This window comes from Chitinilyticum litopenaei DSM 21440 (assembly GCF_000428145.1).
Taxonomy (GTDB): Bacteria; Pseudomonadota; Gammaproteobacteria; order Burkholderiales; family Chitinibacteraceae; genus Chitinilyticum; species Chitinilyticum litopenaei.
The window spans coordinates 136,013-152,015 of sequence record NZ_ATZJ01000005.1 but is presented as its reverse complement, the minus strand read 5'-3'; the positions used below and the strand labels follow the sequence as shown (position 1 = coordinate 152,015).

The following is a 16,003-nucleotide window of genomic DNA, read 5'->3' as shown; positions in this document are numbered from 1 at the left end:
CGGGCTACGGGCGTGCAGCCAGGGCTGACGGCGCCGCGAAACGGCCGCCAGCACCCGCGTAGGCTCGAAGAGCCGCCCAAGGGATTGTTCGGGGGCCTTCCTGGCTAATCGTGGCCGAAGGCCCGCTCGCGCAGCTGCCTGAGTTGGTCGCGCAAGCCCGCCGCCTTTTCGAACTCCAGATTGCGGGCCGCCTCCAGCATCTCCTTCTCCAGCCGCTTGAGCTCCTTCGCCAGCTGTTTTTCATCCAGCTCGGCCAGCTCCTTGTGGCGTTTTTGCTCGATCCGCGCTGCTGCGGCGTCTTCGGCGTTGTAGACGCCGTCGATGATGTCCTTGATGCGCTTGACCACCGACTTTGGCGTGATGCCGTTGGCTGCGTTGAAGTCGAGCTGCTTCTGCCGGCGGCGCGCCGTCTCGTCGATGGCCTTCTTCATCGAATCGGTGATGCGGTCGGCATAGAGGATGGCCGTGCCGTGCAGGTGCCGGGCGGCACGCCCGATGGTCTGGATCAGGCTGCGCTCGCTGCGCAGGAAGCCTTCCTTGTCGGCATCCAGGATGGCCACCAGCGACACTTCCGGAATATCCAGGCCCTCGCGCAAGAGGTTGATGCCGACCAGCACATCGAACAGACCCAGGCGCAGGTCGCGGATGATCTCCACGCGCTCGACGGTGTCGATGTCCGAGTGCAGGTAGCGCACCTTGATGCCGTGCTCGGACAGGTATTCCGTCAGCTGCTCGGCCATGCGCTTGGTCAGCGTGGTGACCAGCACGCGCTCGCCGGCCTCGATGCGTTTGCGGGCTTCCGAGAGCAGATCGTCGACCTGCGTGCCGACCGGGCGCACGATCACTTCCGGGTCGATCAGGCCGGTGGGGCGCACCACCTGCTCGACCACCTGCCCCTGGTGCTCCTTTTCATAGTCGGCCGGCGTGGCGGAGACGAAAATCGTCTGCGGCATCATGACTTCGAATTCTTCAAACTTCAGCGGGCGGTTGTCGAGCGCGGAGGGCAGACGGAAACCATAGTCGACGAGGTTTTCCTTGCGCGCCCGATCACCGCGATACATGCCGCCGATCTGGCCGATCAGCACATGCGATTCGTCCAGCAGCATCAGGCTGTCGCGGGGCAGATAGTCGATCAGTGTCGGTGGCGCCTCGCCGGCCTGTTTGCCGGAGAAGTGCCGCGAGTAATTCTCGATGCCCTTGCAAAAGCCCATTTCGTTGAGCATTTCCAGGTCGAAGCGCGTGCGCTGCTCCAGGCGCTGCGCCTCCACCAGCTTTTGCTCGCGGTAGAAGAATTCCAGGCGGCTGCGCAATTCATCCTTGATGGTTTCGATGGCACGCAGCACCGTATCGCGCGGCGTGACATAGTGGCTGCTGGGAAACACCGTATATCTGCCGACCCGCTGCTGGATGTGGCCGGTGAGCGGGTCAAACAGGCTCAGTTTTTCCAGCTCGTCGTCGAAGAGGTCGATGCGCAGCGCCAGCTCGGCATTTTCTGCCGGAAACACGTCGATCACATCGCCGCGCACGCGAAACGTTCCGCGGGCGAAGTCGAGTTCGCTGCGTTCATACTGCATGGCGATCAGGCGCTTGATGATGTCGCGTTGCGCGTGCTGTTCGCCTTCCTTCAGGTGCAGGATCATCTGGTGGTAGTCCGACGGGTCGCCAATACCGTAAATCGCCGACACGGTGGCCACGATGATGCAGTCGCGCCGCTCGAGCATGGCCTTGGTCGCCGAGAGCCGCATCTGTTCGATGTGCTCGTTGATGCTGGAATCCTTCTCGATGAACAGGTCACGGCTGGGAACGTAGGCTTCCGGCTGGTAGTAGTCGTAATAGGAAACGAAATACTCGACGGCGTTTTCGGGGAAGAATTCGCGGAATTCGGCGTACAGCTGCGCGGCCAGCGTCTTGTTGGGCGCCATCACGATGGCCGGCCGGCCGGTGCGCGCGATCACATTGGCCATGGTGAAGGTCTTGCCCGAGCCGGTTACCCCCAGGAGTGTCTGGTATTTCAGCCCGTCTTCCAGCCCCTCGATCAGTTTGGCAATCGCGGCAGGCTGGTCGCCGGCCGGCGGGAAGGGCTGGAAGAGCTTGTAGGGGGAACCGGGGAATTCGACAAACATCGGCGTTCTGCATCCTGAAATGAAAAAGCCCCGAGCCTGGGCACGGGGCATTATGCTTGGCCGGGCTGGGCGCGCGCAAACGCTGCCTGCCGGTGGCCGGCTTAGAGCCTGAACTTGCTGAAGAGCTGCAAGAGGAAGTTGGCCATGTCATTGAGCTGATGCACCGAGTTGGTGGCGCGCTGCAGTGCCGCATCGGTTTGCTGCATCTGGTTGGTGATGTTTTCCGCGCTTTGCGCCATCAGTGTCGTGGCATCCTGCTGCTCACCGGTGGAGTGGGCGATTTCGCCGATCTTCTGCATCACCAGATCCATGTTTTCACGGATGTGGCTGATTTTCTCGGCGGCGTTGTTGCTGAGCGTCACGCCATTCTGTACGGCATTCACGGTCGATTGCATATTGTTGACGGCTTCGCTGGTTTCGCCGCGGATGCCCTCGATCATGCCGGTGATCTCCAGCGTGGCCTGGCTGGTGCGCTCGGCCAGCTTGCGCACCTCGTCGGCCACGACGGCAAAGCCGCGACCCTGCTCGCCGGCGCGCGCCGCTTCGATCGCCGCATTGAGCGCCAGCAGATTGGTCTGGTCGGCGATTTCCTTGATCACACGGATGATGCCGCTGATTTCCTGGCTGCGCTGGCTCAGGCGGTCGAGCAGGGCCGAGAGCGCTTCGACCTCGGAGGCGGACTTGCTGACTTCGGTGGCTACTTCGCGCACGGTTTGCGTGGATTCGCGCGACAGCGAGCCGGTGTTGTTGACCAGGGTATCGGCCTCGCGGGAGTTGTCGGCAATGTGGCTGATGCTGACGGTGATTTCCTCGATGGTGGCGGCATTGCTCGAGGCCAGATCGGCCAGCACCTGCGAGTCGTTCGACAGGGTGTGCAGTACCTGGTTGATGTCGTTCACGCCACGCGTCAGTTTTTCCGATTCGCGACGGATGTCGAGGAACATGGTGCGCAGCCGGTCGGTGAAGGCATTGAAGGCTTGCGCGGTTTGCGCGATTTCATCATCGCCGACAATGTCGATCTTGCGGGTGAGGTCGCCTTCGCCTTGCGAGATTTCCCGCATGCCGTCGCGCACTTTCACCAGCCCCTTGAGCATGCTGCTGATCTGCATGCTGGAGAGCGGAACGATCACCACCAGGACGACGCCCAGCGTGATCAGCGCGATCAGCAGCAGCTGGTTCAGCGGCTTGAGCGCCACGCCCTGGTCAATGATCAGGACCAGGTAGATGTTGGAGTTTTCGATTTCCTGCACATAGCCGAATTTCTTCTGACCGGCGATTTCGAGTTCCATCAGCGCTTTCTGGCCCGCCTGGGCGGCCAGCCTGTCGGCCGCCAGATCGGGGCTCAGCGAGGCACTTTCCTTGAGGATCTGCTCCTTGTCGCTGTGGACGAGAATCTTGCCGTCCTTGCCGATCAGGATGGCGTAGCCGTCGCCGGTCAGGCGGATGTTCAGCACGTCCTTGATGATGTCGTCGAGAAAAATGTCGGTGGCCACCACGCCGTACAGCGCGCCATCCTTTTGCACGGGGGCCGCAAAGGACATGATCAGGCGCTTGGTACCCGTGTCGACATAGGGAGGCGTCAGCACGGTCTTGCCTTCGCTGGACGCCTGCTTGTACCAGGGGCGCACGGTGGGGTCGTAGTCGGGTGGCAGCTTCAGGTCGCGCGAGGTGATCATCTGCTTGTCGGGCTTGCCCAGATAGGCCGAATCGAAGGGGGCGCTGCCGGCGGCCTGCTGCAGCGGCGGCATCGGGTCTTCCGCTTTGCCGATTGCCGCTGCCAGCGCGGTGACGATCTGCTGCTTGGCATCCACCCAGTTGCGGATGACGACGTTATAGCCCGCCGCCGTGCCGGCAATCTCGTGCGTGAGGCCAGTCTGGATCATCTGGTGGCGCATTTTCAGGTAGGCGCCGATGGTCAGGGTTGCCGCCAGAATCAGCGTCAGCAGGGCAATGAAGGCAATCAGCTTGCCGCGTAAGGTGTTCAGCATGGTCGAACTCCCGGATCAGGCTGGCTTCAGTCTATGCGACTGGCTGCAGAGTGCAAGCGGCGTTGTCAGCTTTGCCTGACAATGTCGCGCAATGGCTGCAGGCCGCGCATTTGCTGCATTGCAGCGCAGCTGACGCCGCGTCCGCTTGCCGCTTCAGCTGCGCTCGACGCGGATCACCCCGGCCACTTCGCGCAGCTTGGCAAAGAGACGCTGCAGCTGTTCGGCATCGCGGATTTCCACGGTGAAGCGCATGCTGGCGCGCGCATCGCGCGAGAGCGTGTTGACCGCGGTGACGTTGATCTTGTCGCGTGCCATCACGTCGGTCAGGTCGCGCAGCAGGCTGTTGCGGTCATGCGCTTCCACGACGATATCGGTAGCGAAGGCCTGGCCCAGCGACTTGCCCCAGTCGGCCTTGATCAGGCGCTCGGGGGCTTCGGCAGCGAGGCGCTTCAGGGTCTGGCAGTCGCTGCGGTGAATGGAGATGCCGCGGCCCTTGGTGACAAAGCCCATGACCGGGTCCGGCGGCACCGGCTTGCAGCATTTCGCCAGCAGCGTCATCAGCTTGTCGACGCCCTCGATCAGGATGCCTTCGCCATGCTGGTCGGCGCGCGCGCGCTTGATGAAGTGCTCGGGGCTGTCTTCCGTCGGTGCTGGCGGGGAGAGCGTATCGCTGAAGGCGTCGGCCAGTTCGCGCAGCGTCATCTCGCCCTGGCCCAGTGCGATGTACACCTCGTCGATGTGCTTGCAGTCGAGCCGGTGCGCCAGCGCTTCCTGGTTGACATTGGTGGCGGCGGCGCGCGCGGCTTCCTTGTCGTAGATGGCGCGGCCGGCTTCGCGGGCGACATCCAGATTTTGCTGGCGTATCCAGTGGCGGATCTTGCTGGCGGCGCGGTGGCTCTTCACATAGCCCTGGTGCAGCCAGTCGAGGCTGGGCCCGCCTTCCTTGCAGGAGATGATCTCGACGCGCTGGCCGTTTTCCAGCGGGCTGTTCAGCGGCACGATGGCGCCGTCGACCTTGGCGCCGCGGCAGCGGTGGCCCAGGTCGGTGTGGACGTGGTAGGCGAAATCGACTGGCGTGCTGCCGCGCGGCAGGCCGATGACCTTGCCGGCCGGTGTCATCACATAGATCGTGTCGTCGAACAGTTCGGCCTTGAAGGCCTCGGCGAAGCCCTGGTCGCTGCTGGTGTCCTCGCGCCAGTCGAGCAGCTGGCGCAGCCAGGCAATCTTTTCCTCGTAACCGGAGTCGCCGCGGCCGCCTTCTTTGTAGCGCCAGTGCGCGGCGACGCCGTATTCGGCGTGCTCGTGCATGTCGAAGGTGCGGATCTGGATTTCGACGGCCTTTTCTTCCGGGCCGATGACGGCCGTGTGCAGCGAGCGGTAGTTGTTGCCCTTGGGCTGGGCGATGTAGTCGTCGAATTCGCCGGGAATCGGCTGCCAGAGGTTGTGCACGATGCCCAGCACCGTGTAGCAGTCCTTCAGGTCGCTGACCAGCACGCGCACCGCACGGATGTCATACAGCTCGGAAAAATCGAGCTTCTTCTTCTGCATCTTTTTCCAGATGCTGTAGATGTGCTTGGGCCGGCCCATCAGGTCGGCCTTGATGCCCACCGTTTTCAGCTCGGCGCGCAGGGTATCGAGCACATTGGTGATGAACTGCTCGCGATCAACGCGGCGCTCGTCGAGCAGTTTGGCGATTTTCTTGTAGGTGTCCGGGTGCAGGTAGCGAAAGCCGAGGTCTTCGAGCTCCCACTTGATCTGCCAGACGCCCAGGCGGTTGGCCAGCGGCGCATAGATTTCCAGCGTTTCCTGCGCTACCTCGCGGCGCACGGCCTCCGGGGCATGGCTGAGCACGTGCATGGTTTGCGTGCGCCAGGCCAGCAGGATCAGCACCGCACGGATGTCCTCGACCATCGCCAGCAGCATCTTGCGCAGGCCCTCGATCTGCTGGCTGCGCTCTTCGGGGCGCAGCGCCAGGTCGTTCAGCCATTTCAGCTTGCGCAGCCGGGCGATGCCGTCAACCAGTCGGGCGATTTCCGGGTTGCACAGTTCGGCGATGGCGGCACCGGGGTCGGCCTCGACGTCGGTCACGGCAAACAGCAGGGCTGCCGCGACAGCATCGGCGCCCAGGCGCAGGTCGGCGACGATCGACGCGCTGGCCACGGCGTGCTGAAACAGTGGCGTGCCGGTTTGCGCGTGTGCGGCATTGGTGCAGCGCTGCGCAGTCCAGTGCAGTGCCCGGCCCAGCAGCGCAAGCTCGTCCGGGTTGAAGCGGTCGGCCAGGGCGTGCAGCCATTGTTCGGGGTTGGCGGCTTCGGCGATGGATTGGGCGAGGGTACGGTTGACGGCTACCATGGGAAACAATTCTGCGCTAAGGGGAATTTTGCCTGACGGCCCGGGTCTAGGCAGGCTGCTGAAAAAACAGCCAGCGATTCATTCTTTCCGGCAAGGCCGGGCGGGAATGAGTGACAAGAAAGAGCAAGTTACTGATTGTGAAGAATATGGTTTGCGCCGGGCCTGGCCCGGTGCTTGCGTTGGGCGGACAATCCGGCTTGTGCAAGCAGCCTGCTGCTGGGCTCTGAACATTGCCCGAGAGCAGATTCATTTTACCCCTTTCTGGTTCCCCAATGCCGCGAAAACTCCTCCGCCGCTACCTGCCCGACCTGCAAACCGTGCGCGAGCACCGCTTCCTGCGCTATTTCGGGCGGCACCTCGGTCATCCCGATCTCTGGCACCTGCACCGCCGCTGCGTGGCCGGCGGCGTTGCCGTCGGCTTCATTTCCGGGCTGATTCCGGGGCCGCTGCAAATGATCACCGCGGCCCTGCTGTCGGCCGGGTTTCGCACCAATCTGCCCGTGGCGCTGCTGGTCACCTTTTATACCAACCCGCTCACCATTGGCCCGCTGTACTGGCTGGCCTATCAGCTGGGCGCGCTGCTGATCGGCGGCAATGGCGGGGAAGGGGCGTATGCCACGCTGCCGGCCTTTTCGCTGGCCGAGCCGCTGGCCTGGCTGGCCGCGATGGGGCATTGGGCGCTGGGCCTGGGCCCGGCGCTGTTGCTGGGTTTGCCCTTGCTGGCGGGTTTGCTGGCGCTGGCCGGTTACCTGGCCGTACACCTTTTCTGGCGCGCCTGGATCATCTGGGGCTTGCGCAAGCGCCAGCGGCGCACGCGGGCTTGATGGGTATATCCCTGCAGCCTTTGCAATCATTTGCTTGCAGCGGCATGGGTGAAAATGTATTTGCTTGAGGCTGGCCGGCGTGCCGGCCTGACACTCAGCGCTTCAGTAGGATTGCCCGGCGCTCAGCTCGTCCTGCAGGCGGTGCAACAGCTGCAGGCGCTCGGCCGGCAGCTGCCCGCTGGCCACGGCGGCCTGCATGGCGCAGCCGGGTTCCTGGCGATGGCGGCAATTGTGAAAGCGGCATTGTCCGATCAGCGGCGAAAAATCCGGCATCAGGCGCGGCAGTGTTTCCGCCGTCACGTGGGCCAGGCCGAAGGATTGCAGGCCGGGCGAGTCGATCAGGTCCGAATCGGCGTCCAGGTGATAGAGCGTGGCATTGGTCGTGGTGTGCTTGCCCGAATCCAGCGCCAGCGAAATGTCGTTGATGCGCGCCCGGGCTTCGGGAATCAGGGCATTGGTCAGCGTGGATTTGCCCATGCCGGACTGGCCGACCAGCACCGATACCTGCCCCTGCAGGCGCGCACGCAAGGGGCTGACATCGTCGAGCGCCGACAGCATCAGCATGGGATAGCCGAGCCCGGTGTAGTAGTGCAGACGCTCGGCCGCCGCCGCCGCTTGCGGCAGATCGGCCTTGTTCAGGCAAATCAGCGGCGTGATGTCGGCTGCCTCGGCGGCGATCAGGCAGCGCCCGATCAGTTCGTCGGAAAAGCTCGGCACGGGGGCGACGACCAGTACGATCTGGCTGACATTGGCGGCAATCAGCTTGCTGCGCCAGGCATCCGAGCGATAGAGCAGGCTGCGGCGCGGCTCGAAACCCTCGATCACCGCCTGTTCGGCATTGAGCAGCTGGATGCGCACGCGATCGCCGCAGGCGTAATCGGTTTTCTTGCCGCGCGTGCTGGCCTGGCGGCGGCTGCCATCGGCAAGCTCGACGATATAGGCCTTGCCGTGGCTGGTAACGATGCGGGCGATCTCGGTCATGCGAGAAACAGCGCGTTGATCTTGGCCGCGCAGATGAAGTCGTTGCGCGTCAGCCCACCCGCGCTGAAGGTGCTCCAGCGTACCCGGCATTCGCCGAAGCTCACCGCCAGCTCGGGGTGATGTGCTTCGGAATGGGCGATCCAGGCGACCGCGTTCACGAAGGCCATCGTGTCATGGAAGTCGGCGAATTCAAACCGGCGTTCGAGGCAGTCGCCACCCAGCTGCCAGTCGGCGACCTGCTCGGACAGCGCTTCGGCTGCCGGTGAGGTCAGGCGCTCGGGATTGGGGCTGCAGTGTTCCAGCAGTAACAGCATTGCTTTGGGGCTCCGTTCAGGGCGGTGGTGCGTGTCAGGCCAGCCGCCGGAGCGCGGCGATGCGCAGCGCGGCGGGCGGGTGGCTGTCGTAAAACATGCTGTGCCAGCGATCCGGCGTCAGCGTGGCGGCATTGTCGCGGTACAGCTTGACCAGCGCCGCGATGAGCGCGCTGGCGGAAGCCTGCCGGGCTGCGTAGGCGTCGGCCTGGTACTCATGCTTGCGCGACAGCCAGGAGCCCAGCGGGCCGGTCAGGAAGGTGAACACCGGCAGCACCAGGAAAAACAGCAGCAGCGTGCTGGCGGTGCTGGGCGTGGTGACGCCGAGGCCGGCATAGAACCACGCCTGTTCCTTGAGCTGGCCCAGCAGCCAGAGCAGACCCAGCATCAGCGCGAAGGTCCAGACGATGCGCTGCAGGATGTGGCGATGCCGGAAGTGGCCCAGCTCGTGCGCCAGCACGGCCTCCATTTCCTCGCCGTCCAGATGCTTGAGCAGGGTGTCGAAAAACACGATGCGCTTGCTGGAGCCAAAGCCGGTGAAATAGGCATTGCCATGGCTGGAGCGCTTCGAGCCGTCCATCACGAAGATGCCGCTGCTGCGAAAGCCGCAGCGGCTCAGCAGTGCTTCGATGCGCGCCTGCAGTCCGGCATCGGCCAGCGGCTCGAACTTGTTGAACAGCGGGGCGATGAAGGTGGGGAATATCCACATCAGCAGCAGCGAAAAGCCGACCCAGACGGCCCAGACCCACAGCCACCAGTGCGCGCCCATCTGCTGCATCAGCCACAGCACCAGCGCCAGCAGCGGCAGGCCCAGCCCGGCCGCCAGCAGGGCGGTTTTCAGCAGGTCGGCGAGAAACAGCCGCCAGGTCATGGTGTTGAAGCCGAATCGCGCCTCGATGCCGAAGGTCGACACCAGTGCAAAGGGCAGTGTGAGCAGGCCGTGGATGATGCCCAGCAGCGCGATCAGGCAGACGCCGCTGGCGATCTCGCTGGCAAACCATTCGCGGCTGAGCGCCTGCAAGGCTTCGATGCCGCCGCCGAGCGTAAAGGCCAGCAGCAGCATGGCGTCATAAATGCTGACCAGCATGCCAAAGCGTGTTTTCGCCACCGTGTAATCCGCCGCGCGCTGGTGCGATTCCAGGCTGATTGCTTCGGCAAATTCGGCGGGCACGGCTGCGCGATGGCGCCGCACATGGTTGGCATGCCGCAGCGCCAGCCAGAGCTGGACCAGTACGCTGGCGACAAGGGCAAACAGGAAGAGGCCGGTAAACTGGTGGGCAGTCATGGTGCAGGGGAAATGCGGCAAAAGCGGCAGTATGCCAGAAGGGGCGGGCGGCAGGGGAAGCTGGGCGGTGGAAGGCTTCCGCCTTGCCGACCCCGAAAGGAAAGCCGCCGCTGCTTTGCTGCTTTTTTTGGGGTATTGGTTTGCAGGCTATTTACCGTGATGGATCGGGAGTTATGGGGTTGTGGGTATGTTTGTCGCTCCCACGTTCCTCAGAACATCTCGATGTCGCCGGCATTGAGCGGCGTGTCGCTCGGCGCGGTCACGTGCTGCAAGGCTTCGGAGAGCTTCATCCCCTGCAGGATGTTGTCGAAGAGCTCGCGTTCCTGCTCCATCGTGTATTGCGAGCGGATGCGCTGCTGCAGGACCAGCCACTCCGCCGGCGCAAACAGGCGCTGCGGGTCCGCCACCAGATCGGCCAGTGCGGCGATGCTGCCGCAGGCGTGATCAAGCCGCTGGGTCAGGCGGTCGTAGAATTGCAGCGCAATCAGCGCCTGCATGCTGTGGCCGTCCACCTCGCCGATGCGTGCCAGCAGCGTCGTGCCCGCGGGCTGGCCGGCCAGCTCGGCCTCGATGGTCGCGCGCACCTCGCCGATGGTGCTGTGCATGCCGGCAAAGGCGTGGGTGAGGCTGTCGAGCGACACCGCGCTTTCCTGCATGGCCTGGCGTATCTGTGCCACTGTCAGCCCCAGCATCAGGATGGTTTCGCGCACCTGGCTCCAGCTCAGGTCCGGATTGTGGGCGGCCGAGCCGCCGGCGGGAAGATCGAAGGCTGGAATGGACATGGTGGCGGCTCGGCTTGGCAGGATAATGAGTCCGGTATAGTCCAAGAATGACCGCGCAACCTGCGGCGGCGGGAATTCGCTGCAGTTGCGCAGGCGGCTTCCGGTATCATGCCGGCCAAGACGAACTGCATTGCATAGCGAGGCCCACGCATGGCACAAGACCAAAACAACCTCATCTGGCTGGACATGGAAATGACCGGCCTTGACCCGCTGAACGACCGCATCCTCGAACTGGCCATCGTGGTGACCGATGGCAATCTGAACATGGTGGCCGAAAGCCCGGTCTGGGTCGTGCACCAGCCCGACAGCGTGCTCGATGCCATGGATGAGTGGAACAAGGGCACGCATGGCCGCTCGGGCCTGATCGAGCGCGTGAAGGCGTCGACACACTCGGTCGAGCAGGTGGCGGCCGAGGCTCTGGCCTTTATCGGCGATCATGTGCCGCGTCTGGTGAGCCCCATGTGCGGCAACTCGATCTGCCAGGATCGCCGCTTCATGGCGCGCTGGATGCCGCAGCTGGAAGACTGGTTCCACTACCGCAACCTGGATGTTTCCACGCTCAAGGAACTGTGCAAGCGCTGGGCGCCGGAGGTCTACCGCCAGTTCAAGAAGCAGGGCAAGCACACCGCGCTGGCCGACATTTACGAATCCATCGACGAGCTGAAATTCTACCGCGAGTTTTTCCTCAAGCTGCCGGCCGCGACCGATACGCCGGCCTGATCGGCACACGCCGCACCCACCCGTTTGCAAAGCCCGGCATGCCGGGCTTTGCTGCATCCGGGCTAGCCGTGCATGGAAGGCAGGGCAAGGCGCGGGGCGATTGTCTATGCTTTGCAATGCTGGTGTCAGATTGCCCGCCATGGCCGGAGCTAGCCGTGGCGCAATCCTGATGTGCATCATTCGACGGGGTATGGCGGCGTGGACATTTCCAGGCGTGAGCTTCTGCTGGCTACTGTCATGGGTATGGCGGTGCTGGCCTTGCCGGGCTGCAGCGGGCGCGAGCCGCTGCTGCGCATTGGCACCAGCGTGTGGCCCGGCTATGCCTTCCTGCAGTACGCCTACCGGCATGGCGAGCTGTCGCGCCAGCACTGCAAACTGGCCATCCTCAACGCACCGTCCTCCATCATCCGCGCCTTGCAGACCGGGGCGCTCGATGGCGCGTGCATGACGCTCGACGATGCGCTGACCGTGGTGGATTCCGGCGTGCCGCTGACCATTGTTGGCCTCTTTGATGCCTCCGATGGCGCCGATCAGGTGCTTGGTCAGCCGCAGTTCGCCAGCCTGCAGGATCTGAAGGGGCGGCGCATCGGCGTGGAAGAGGGGGCGCTGGGTGCCGTGGTGCTGGCTGCCGCGCTGCAGGCCGCCGGCATGCAGGCGGCGGACATCCGCAAGGTCAATCTGCCGCTTGATCAGCAGCTGGCCGCCTTTCGCGCGGGCAGCATCGATGCCGTGGTGTCATTCGAGCCGGTGGTGTCCGAATTGCTGGCGGCAGGTGCGCGCACGCTGTTTTCCAGCACGCAGATGCCTGGCCTGATTGTCGATGTGCTGGCGCTGCGCAGCGACCGCATCGCCCTGTTTCCGCGTGCCCTCGCTGCGGTGCTGGCTGCGCATTTCCGCCATTTGCCGCAATTGGGCCAGCCTACCGGCGAAGTCATGGCCGACATCGCCAGGCAGATGGGAGTGACGCCGGCCGAGGCCCCGGCGCTGTTTCGCGGCATCCGCATGCTGGATCTGCCGGAAAACCAGCGCCGGCTGGCTGCACCTGCCCAGGGCATGATCGATCTGTGCCAGCGTCTGGCCGCCCTGATGCAGCAGGCTGGGCTGCTGCCCGGTGGTTATGTGGCCTATCCGGCCTTCAGCGCCGCCTATCTGCCGGAGCCCGCGCCATGAAGGTCCTGTCGCTGCGGGTGCTGTTTCCGCTGGTGCTGCTGCTCGCGCTGCTGATCGTTTTCGCCGGCGCGCTCAACGAGCTGCGTAGCCAGCGCAAGGCGCTGCAGGCCGAAGTGGCGGCGCGCGCGCAACAGACCGCCCTGCATCTGGCCCTGCTGGCCGAGCAGGAAGGGGCACGTTATCCCGAGTTGCTGAAAACCCGTTTCGCCCTGCAGTCGCTCGATGCCTGGCTGCTGCTGGCCCTGCAGGTGCATCCGGACGGGCAGATCGTGCAGTCATCCGACCCGATCCTGCTGGGTAAACCCTTCAAGGATCTGCCCGAGCTGGCCGCACACTGGCCGCGCGAGAACGAAACCGACATGCGTTCGCGCCAGATCAGCCTGGCTGGCGGCGAGCAATTTCTGCTGTTGATGCCCTACCGGGTCGAGGCGGGCGGCAGCGAACTGCGCAGCGCCGAGCGCGGCTGGATCGTGCTGTGGTACGACCTTGCTCCCGCCCGGAACCAGCTCTGGGAAAACACGCTGGATGAACGCTTGCCCGAAGCCGGCTTGCTGGCCGCTGTGCTGCTCTTGCTGCTGCTGCTCTTGCAGCGCCTGCTGATTGCGCCGCTGCAAGCCCTGGCGCGTGTCGCCGAATCGTTGCGCGCCGGCCAACCCGTCAGTTTGCCGGAAGGTGCTCACCTGGCCGAGCTGCAGGCGGTCATGGCCGGCATCGCGCGCCTTTCCGAGCATCTGGCCGAAGAAAACCGCTTGCGGCAGCTGCGCGACCGGGAATTGCAGGCGGCCGCTGCCGATCAGAATGCCATTTTGCAGGCGATACCCGATCTGCTGTTCGTGATCGATGACAAGGGCATTTACCAGTCGCTGCATGCGCTGCGCCCCGAACTGCTCTATCGCCCGGAACAGGAAGTGCTTGGCCGGCACGTGGCGGAAATCCTGCCGACCGAGGCGGCGACCTCGGCGCTGCAGGTGATTGATGACGCGCTGCGCAACGGCTATGCCGGCGGCCGGCAGATCATGCTCGTGCTGCAGGGACAGGAGTGCTGGTTCGAGCTCAGCGCCGCACGCATTGCCGCCGGCGATGGCCAGCCGCAGCGCTGCGTGGTGCTCTCGCGCGACGTCACGCGGCGCAAGCGCAACGAATTGCTGCTGCGCGAGCAGTCCGAGCTGCATCTGGCCGTGGTCGCCACCAGTCTGGATGGCTTCTGGCTCTTTGACATGCAGGGCAAGCTGCTGGAAGTCAACGACAGCTACTGCCGGCTGTCCGGCTATGAGCGCGAAGAATTGCTGGGCCGGCACATCAGCGAATTCGACCTGAATGAAAACGTGCTGGCCGTCGGCGCCCATATCGGGGTGATTGCCGAACTGGGGCGCGACCGCTATCTGACCAAGCACCGCACGCGCCACGGCCAAGTGCGCGACATCGAAGTCAGCATCGCCTATCTGCCGCAACAGGGTGGTTGCTTCTGCGCTTTCCTGCGCGACGTCACCGATCGCCAGCAGCAGGAACTGGCCAACCGCCTGTGGATCAAGGTGCTGGCGCAGTGCAATGATGGCGTGATGGTGACCGATTCGGCGCTGAGCATCGTGCTGGTCAACCCGGCCTTTACGCGCATTACCGGGTTTGCCTCCGACGAGGTGCTGGGCCAGCGCCCCAGCGTGCTGGCCTCGCACCAGCACGACCCGCATTTCTACCGCAAGATGTGGCAGAGCATCCAGGAGTCGGGCAACTGGCAGGGCGAAATCTGGAACCGCCACCGCGACGGGCATGTGTATCCGGAATGGCTGTCCATCAGCGTGGTACGCAATGATGGGGGCGACATCACGCATTACATCGGCATCTTCAACGACATCAGCCGCGAAAAGGCCGACCAGGAACGCATCCGCCTGCTGGCGCATTACGATGAGCTGACCGGCCTGCCCAATCGCAGCCTGCTGTTCGAGCAGGCCAAGCACCTGCTCTATCAGGCCGAGCGCAGCGGCCAGCATCTGGCGCTGCTGTTTCTCGATCTCGATCATTTCAAGCACATCAATGACACGCTGGGCCATCGCGTCGGCGACGAATTGCTGGTGGCCGTCGCCCTGCGGCTCAAGGCCAGCACGCGCGATGTCGATCTGACCTCGCGGCTGGGCGGGGACGAGTTCATCCTGCTGCTGCCCGATACCGACGCCGAAGGCGCCGGCGTGCTGGCCGACAAGCTGGTCAAACGCCTCAGCGACCCCTATCACCTGGAAGGCCACGCACTGCAGAGCACACCCTCCATTGGTGTGGCCATCTTTCCCGACGATGGCAGCGATTTCGATAGCCTGAGCAAATGTGCCGATATGGCCATGTATCGGGCCAAAGCCGGTGGCCGGCAAGGCTTCTGCTTCTATACCCCCGAAATGCAACACAAGGCTCTGCGACGCATGGCGCTGGAGCAGGGCCTGCGCGAGGCGGTTGCCGCGGCCGATTTCCGTCTCGTTTACCAGCCGCAGGTTCAGCTCGACAGTGGCCAGGTCGGCGCAGTCGAAGCGCTGCTGCGCTGGCTGCATCCCGAGCTTGGCGAGATCGAGCCCGAGGAATTCATCCCGCTGGCCGAGGAAAACGGCCTGATCATGCAACTGGGTGACTGGGTGTTGCATACCGCTGCCAGCCAGATGGTGCGCTGGCTGCAGGCCGGCATGCCGCCCATGGTGCTGTGCGTGAATCTCTCGGCCGTGCAGTTCCGTCAGCGTGACCTGGCCCAGCGCCTGGCACGCGTGCTCGGTGAAACCGGTCTGCCCGGCCATTGCCTGGAGCTGGAGCTGACCGAGGCGCTGATCGTCGAAGAGCCCGAACAGGCCGCCGCCATCATGCACGAGCTCAAGGCGCTGGGGGTGCGGCTGGCGATCGATGATTTCGGCACCGGCTATTCCTCGCTCGAGCGTCTGCGCCGTTTCCCGCTCGACCGGCTGAAAATCGATTCGCGCTTTGTGCACGAACTGCAGGCGGGTCGCGAAGACGCTGCCATCGTCAGTGCCATCATCGGCCTCGGGCACGCACTGGGCTTTGCCGCAGTGGCCGAAGGTGTGGAGACGCCCGCCCAGTTGCAGCTCTTGCGGGCGCAGGATTGCGACGCAGCCCAGGGCAATCAGCTTTGCCCGCCGCTGCCCGCCGCCGAGCTCGGCGCCTGGCTGGAGCAGCGTGGCGGCAGCGTGCTGCTGCATTCCGCGCCCTGAGGGGCATTGCCGGCGGGCATGGTTTTGGTTTTCATGATTAGAAACTCTTCTCAGCAAACCATAAAAACCTATTGAACCACAGAGACACAGAGGGCACAGAGGAAGCAAAACCCTGAGAAATGCCGATGACGTGCTCCCGTTTTTCTCTGTGTTCTCTGTGTCTCTGTGGTTGCTTTGGGTTTTGCTGAGAAGTCTTGCTAATCAGGTTGGTTTTTCCGCCGTGGCGCGGTCAGGCTCTGTGGATGTTTGATTGATGCATCAACAGCG

Annotated in this window: 11 protein-coding genes; 4 read left to right on the top strand and 7 right to left on the bottom strand. The window is 64.0% G+C overall.

The window, feature by feature from the left end; all coding sequences use genetic code 11:
• Positions 1–104 precede the first annotated feature (104 nt).
• The 3 genes from uvrB to C515_RS0103695 form a co-directional block, all read right to left on the bottom strand.
• On the bottom strand, positions 105–2,123 hold the full coding sequence (gene uvrB, locus C515_RS0103705) for an excinuclease ABC subunit UvrB (protein WP_028454438.1): 2,019 nt from the start codon (positions 2,121–2,123) through the stop codon (positions 105–107).
• A 101-nt stretch (positions 2,124–2,224) separates the two neighbouring features.
• On the bottom strand, positions 2,225–4,111 hold the full coding sequence (locus C515_RS0103700) for a methyl-accepting chemotaxis protein (RefSeq protein ID WP_051304598.1): 1,887 nt from the start codon (positions 4,109–4,111) through the stop codon (positions 2,225–2,227).
• Positions 4,112–4,264: 153 nt separating this feature from the next.
• Positions 4,265–6,463, bottom strand: a complete 2,199-nt coding sequence (locus tag C515_RS0103695; protein WP_028454436.1) for a RelA/SpoT family protein — start codon at positions 6,461–6,463, stop codon at positions 4,265–4,267.
• Between the two features lie 272 nt (positions 6,464–6,735).
• Here C515_RS0103695 and C515_RS0103690 point away from each other — a divergent pair, with 272 nt between their 5' ends.
• Positions 6,736–7,287 carry a DUF2062 domain-containing protein gene (locus C515_RS0103690; RefSeq protein WP_028454435.1) on the top strand — a complete coding sequence of 184 codons (552 nt, stop codon included), beginning with the start codon at positions 6,736–6,738 and terminating at the stop codon, positions 7,285–7,287.
• A 102-nt stretch (positions 7,288–7,389) separates the two neighbouring features.
• Here C515_RS0103690 and rsgA read toward each other — a convergent pair whose 3' ends face one another.
• From rsgA to C515_RS0103665, 4 genes are all read right to left on the bottom strand, one after another.
• Positions 7,390–8,268, bottom strand: a complete 879-nt coding sequence (gene rsgA, locus C515_RS0103685) for a ribosome small subunit-dependent GTPase A (protein ID WP_043647947.1) — start codon at positions 8,266–8,268, stop codon at positions 7,390–7,392.
• On the bottom strand, positions 8,265–8,582 hold the full coding sequence (locus tag C515_RS0103680) for a 4a-hydroxytetrahydrobiopterin dehydratase (RefSeq protein WP_043647944.1): 318 nt from the start codon (positions 8,580–8,582) through the stop codon (positions 8,265–8,267). The genes rsgA and C515_RS0103680 overlap by 4 nt, the downstream gene beginning before the upstream one ends.
• A 34-nt stretch (positions 8,583–8,616) precedes the next feature.
• Positions 8,617–9,864, bottom strand: coding sequence for a M48 family metallopeptidase (locus C515_RS0103675; RefSeq protein WP_028454432.1), 1,248 nt, complete (start codon positions 9,862–9,864; stop codon positions 8,617–8,619).
• A gap of 209 nt (positions 9,865–10,073) precedes the next feature.
• Entirely contained in the window at positions 10,074–10,646 is a 573-nt protein-coding gene (locus C515_RS0103665) for a hypothetical protein (protein ID WP_028454431.1), read from the bottom strand.
• A gap of 150 nt (positions 10,647–10,796) precedes the next feature.
• On the opposite strand from C515_RS0103665, the gene orn reads away from it, so the two are divergent.
• The 3 genes from orn to C515_RS19370 all read left to right on the top strand — a co-directional run bounded on the left by orn (position 10,797) and on the right by C515_RS19370 (position 15,736).
• Positions 10,797–11,366: an oligoribonuclease gene (gene orn, locus C515_RS0103660; RefSeq protein WP_028454430.1), complete on the top strand. Its 570-nt coding sequence runs from the start codon at positions 10,797–10,799 to the stop codon at positions 11,364–11,366.
• Positions 11,367–11,603: 237 nt separating this feature from the next.
• On the top strand, positions 11,604–12,536 hold the full coding sequence (locus C515_RS0103655) for an ABC transporter substrate-binding protein (RefSeq protein WP_028454429.1): 933 nt from the start codon (positions 11,604–11,606) through the stop codon (positions 12,534–12,536).
• Positions 12,533–15,736, top strand: a complete 3,204-nt coding sequence (locus C515_RS19370) for a sensor domain-containing protein (protein ID WP_051304597.1) — start codon at positions 12,533–12,535, stop codon at positions 15,734–15,736. The genes C515_RS0103655 and C515_RS19370 overlap by 4 nt, the downstream gene beginning before the upstream one ends.
• Positions 15,737–16,003: the final 267 nt, after the last annotated feature.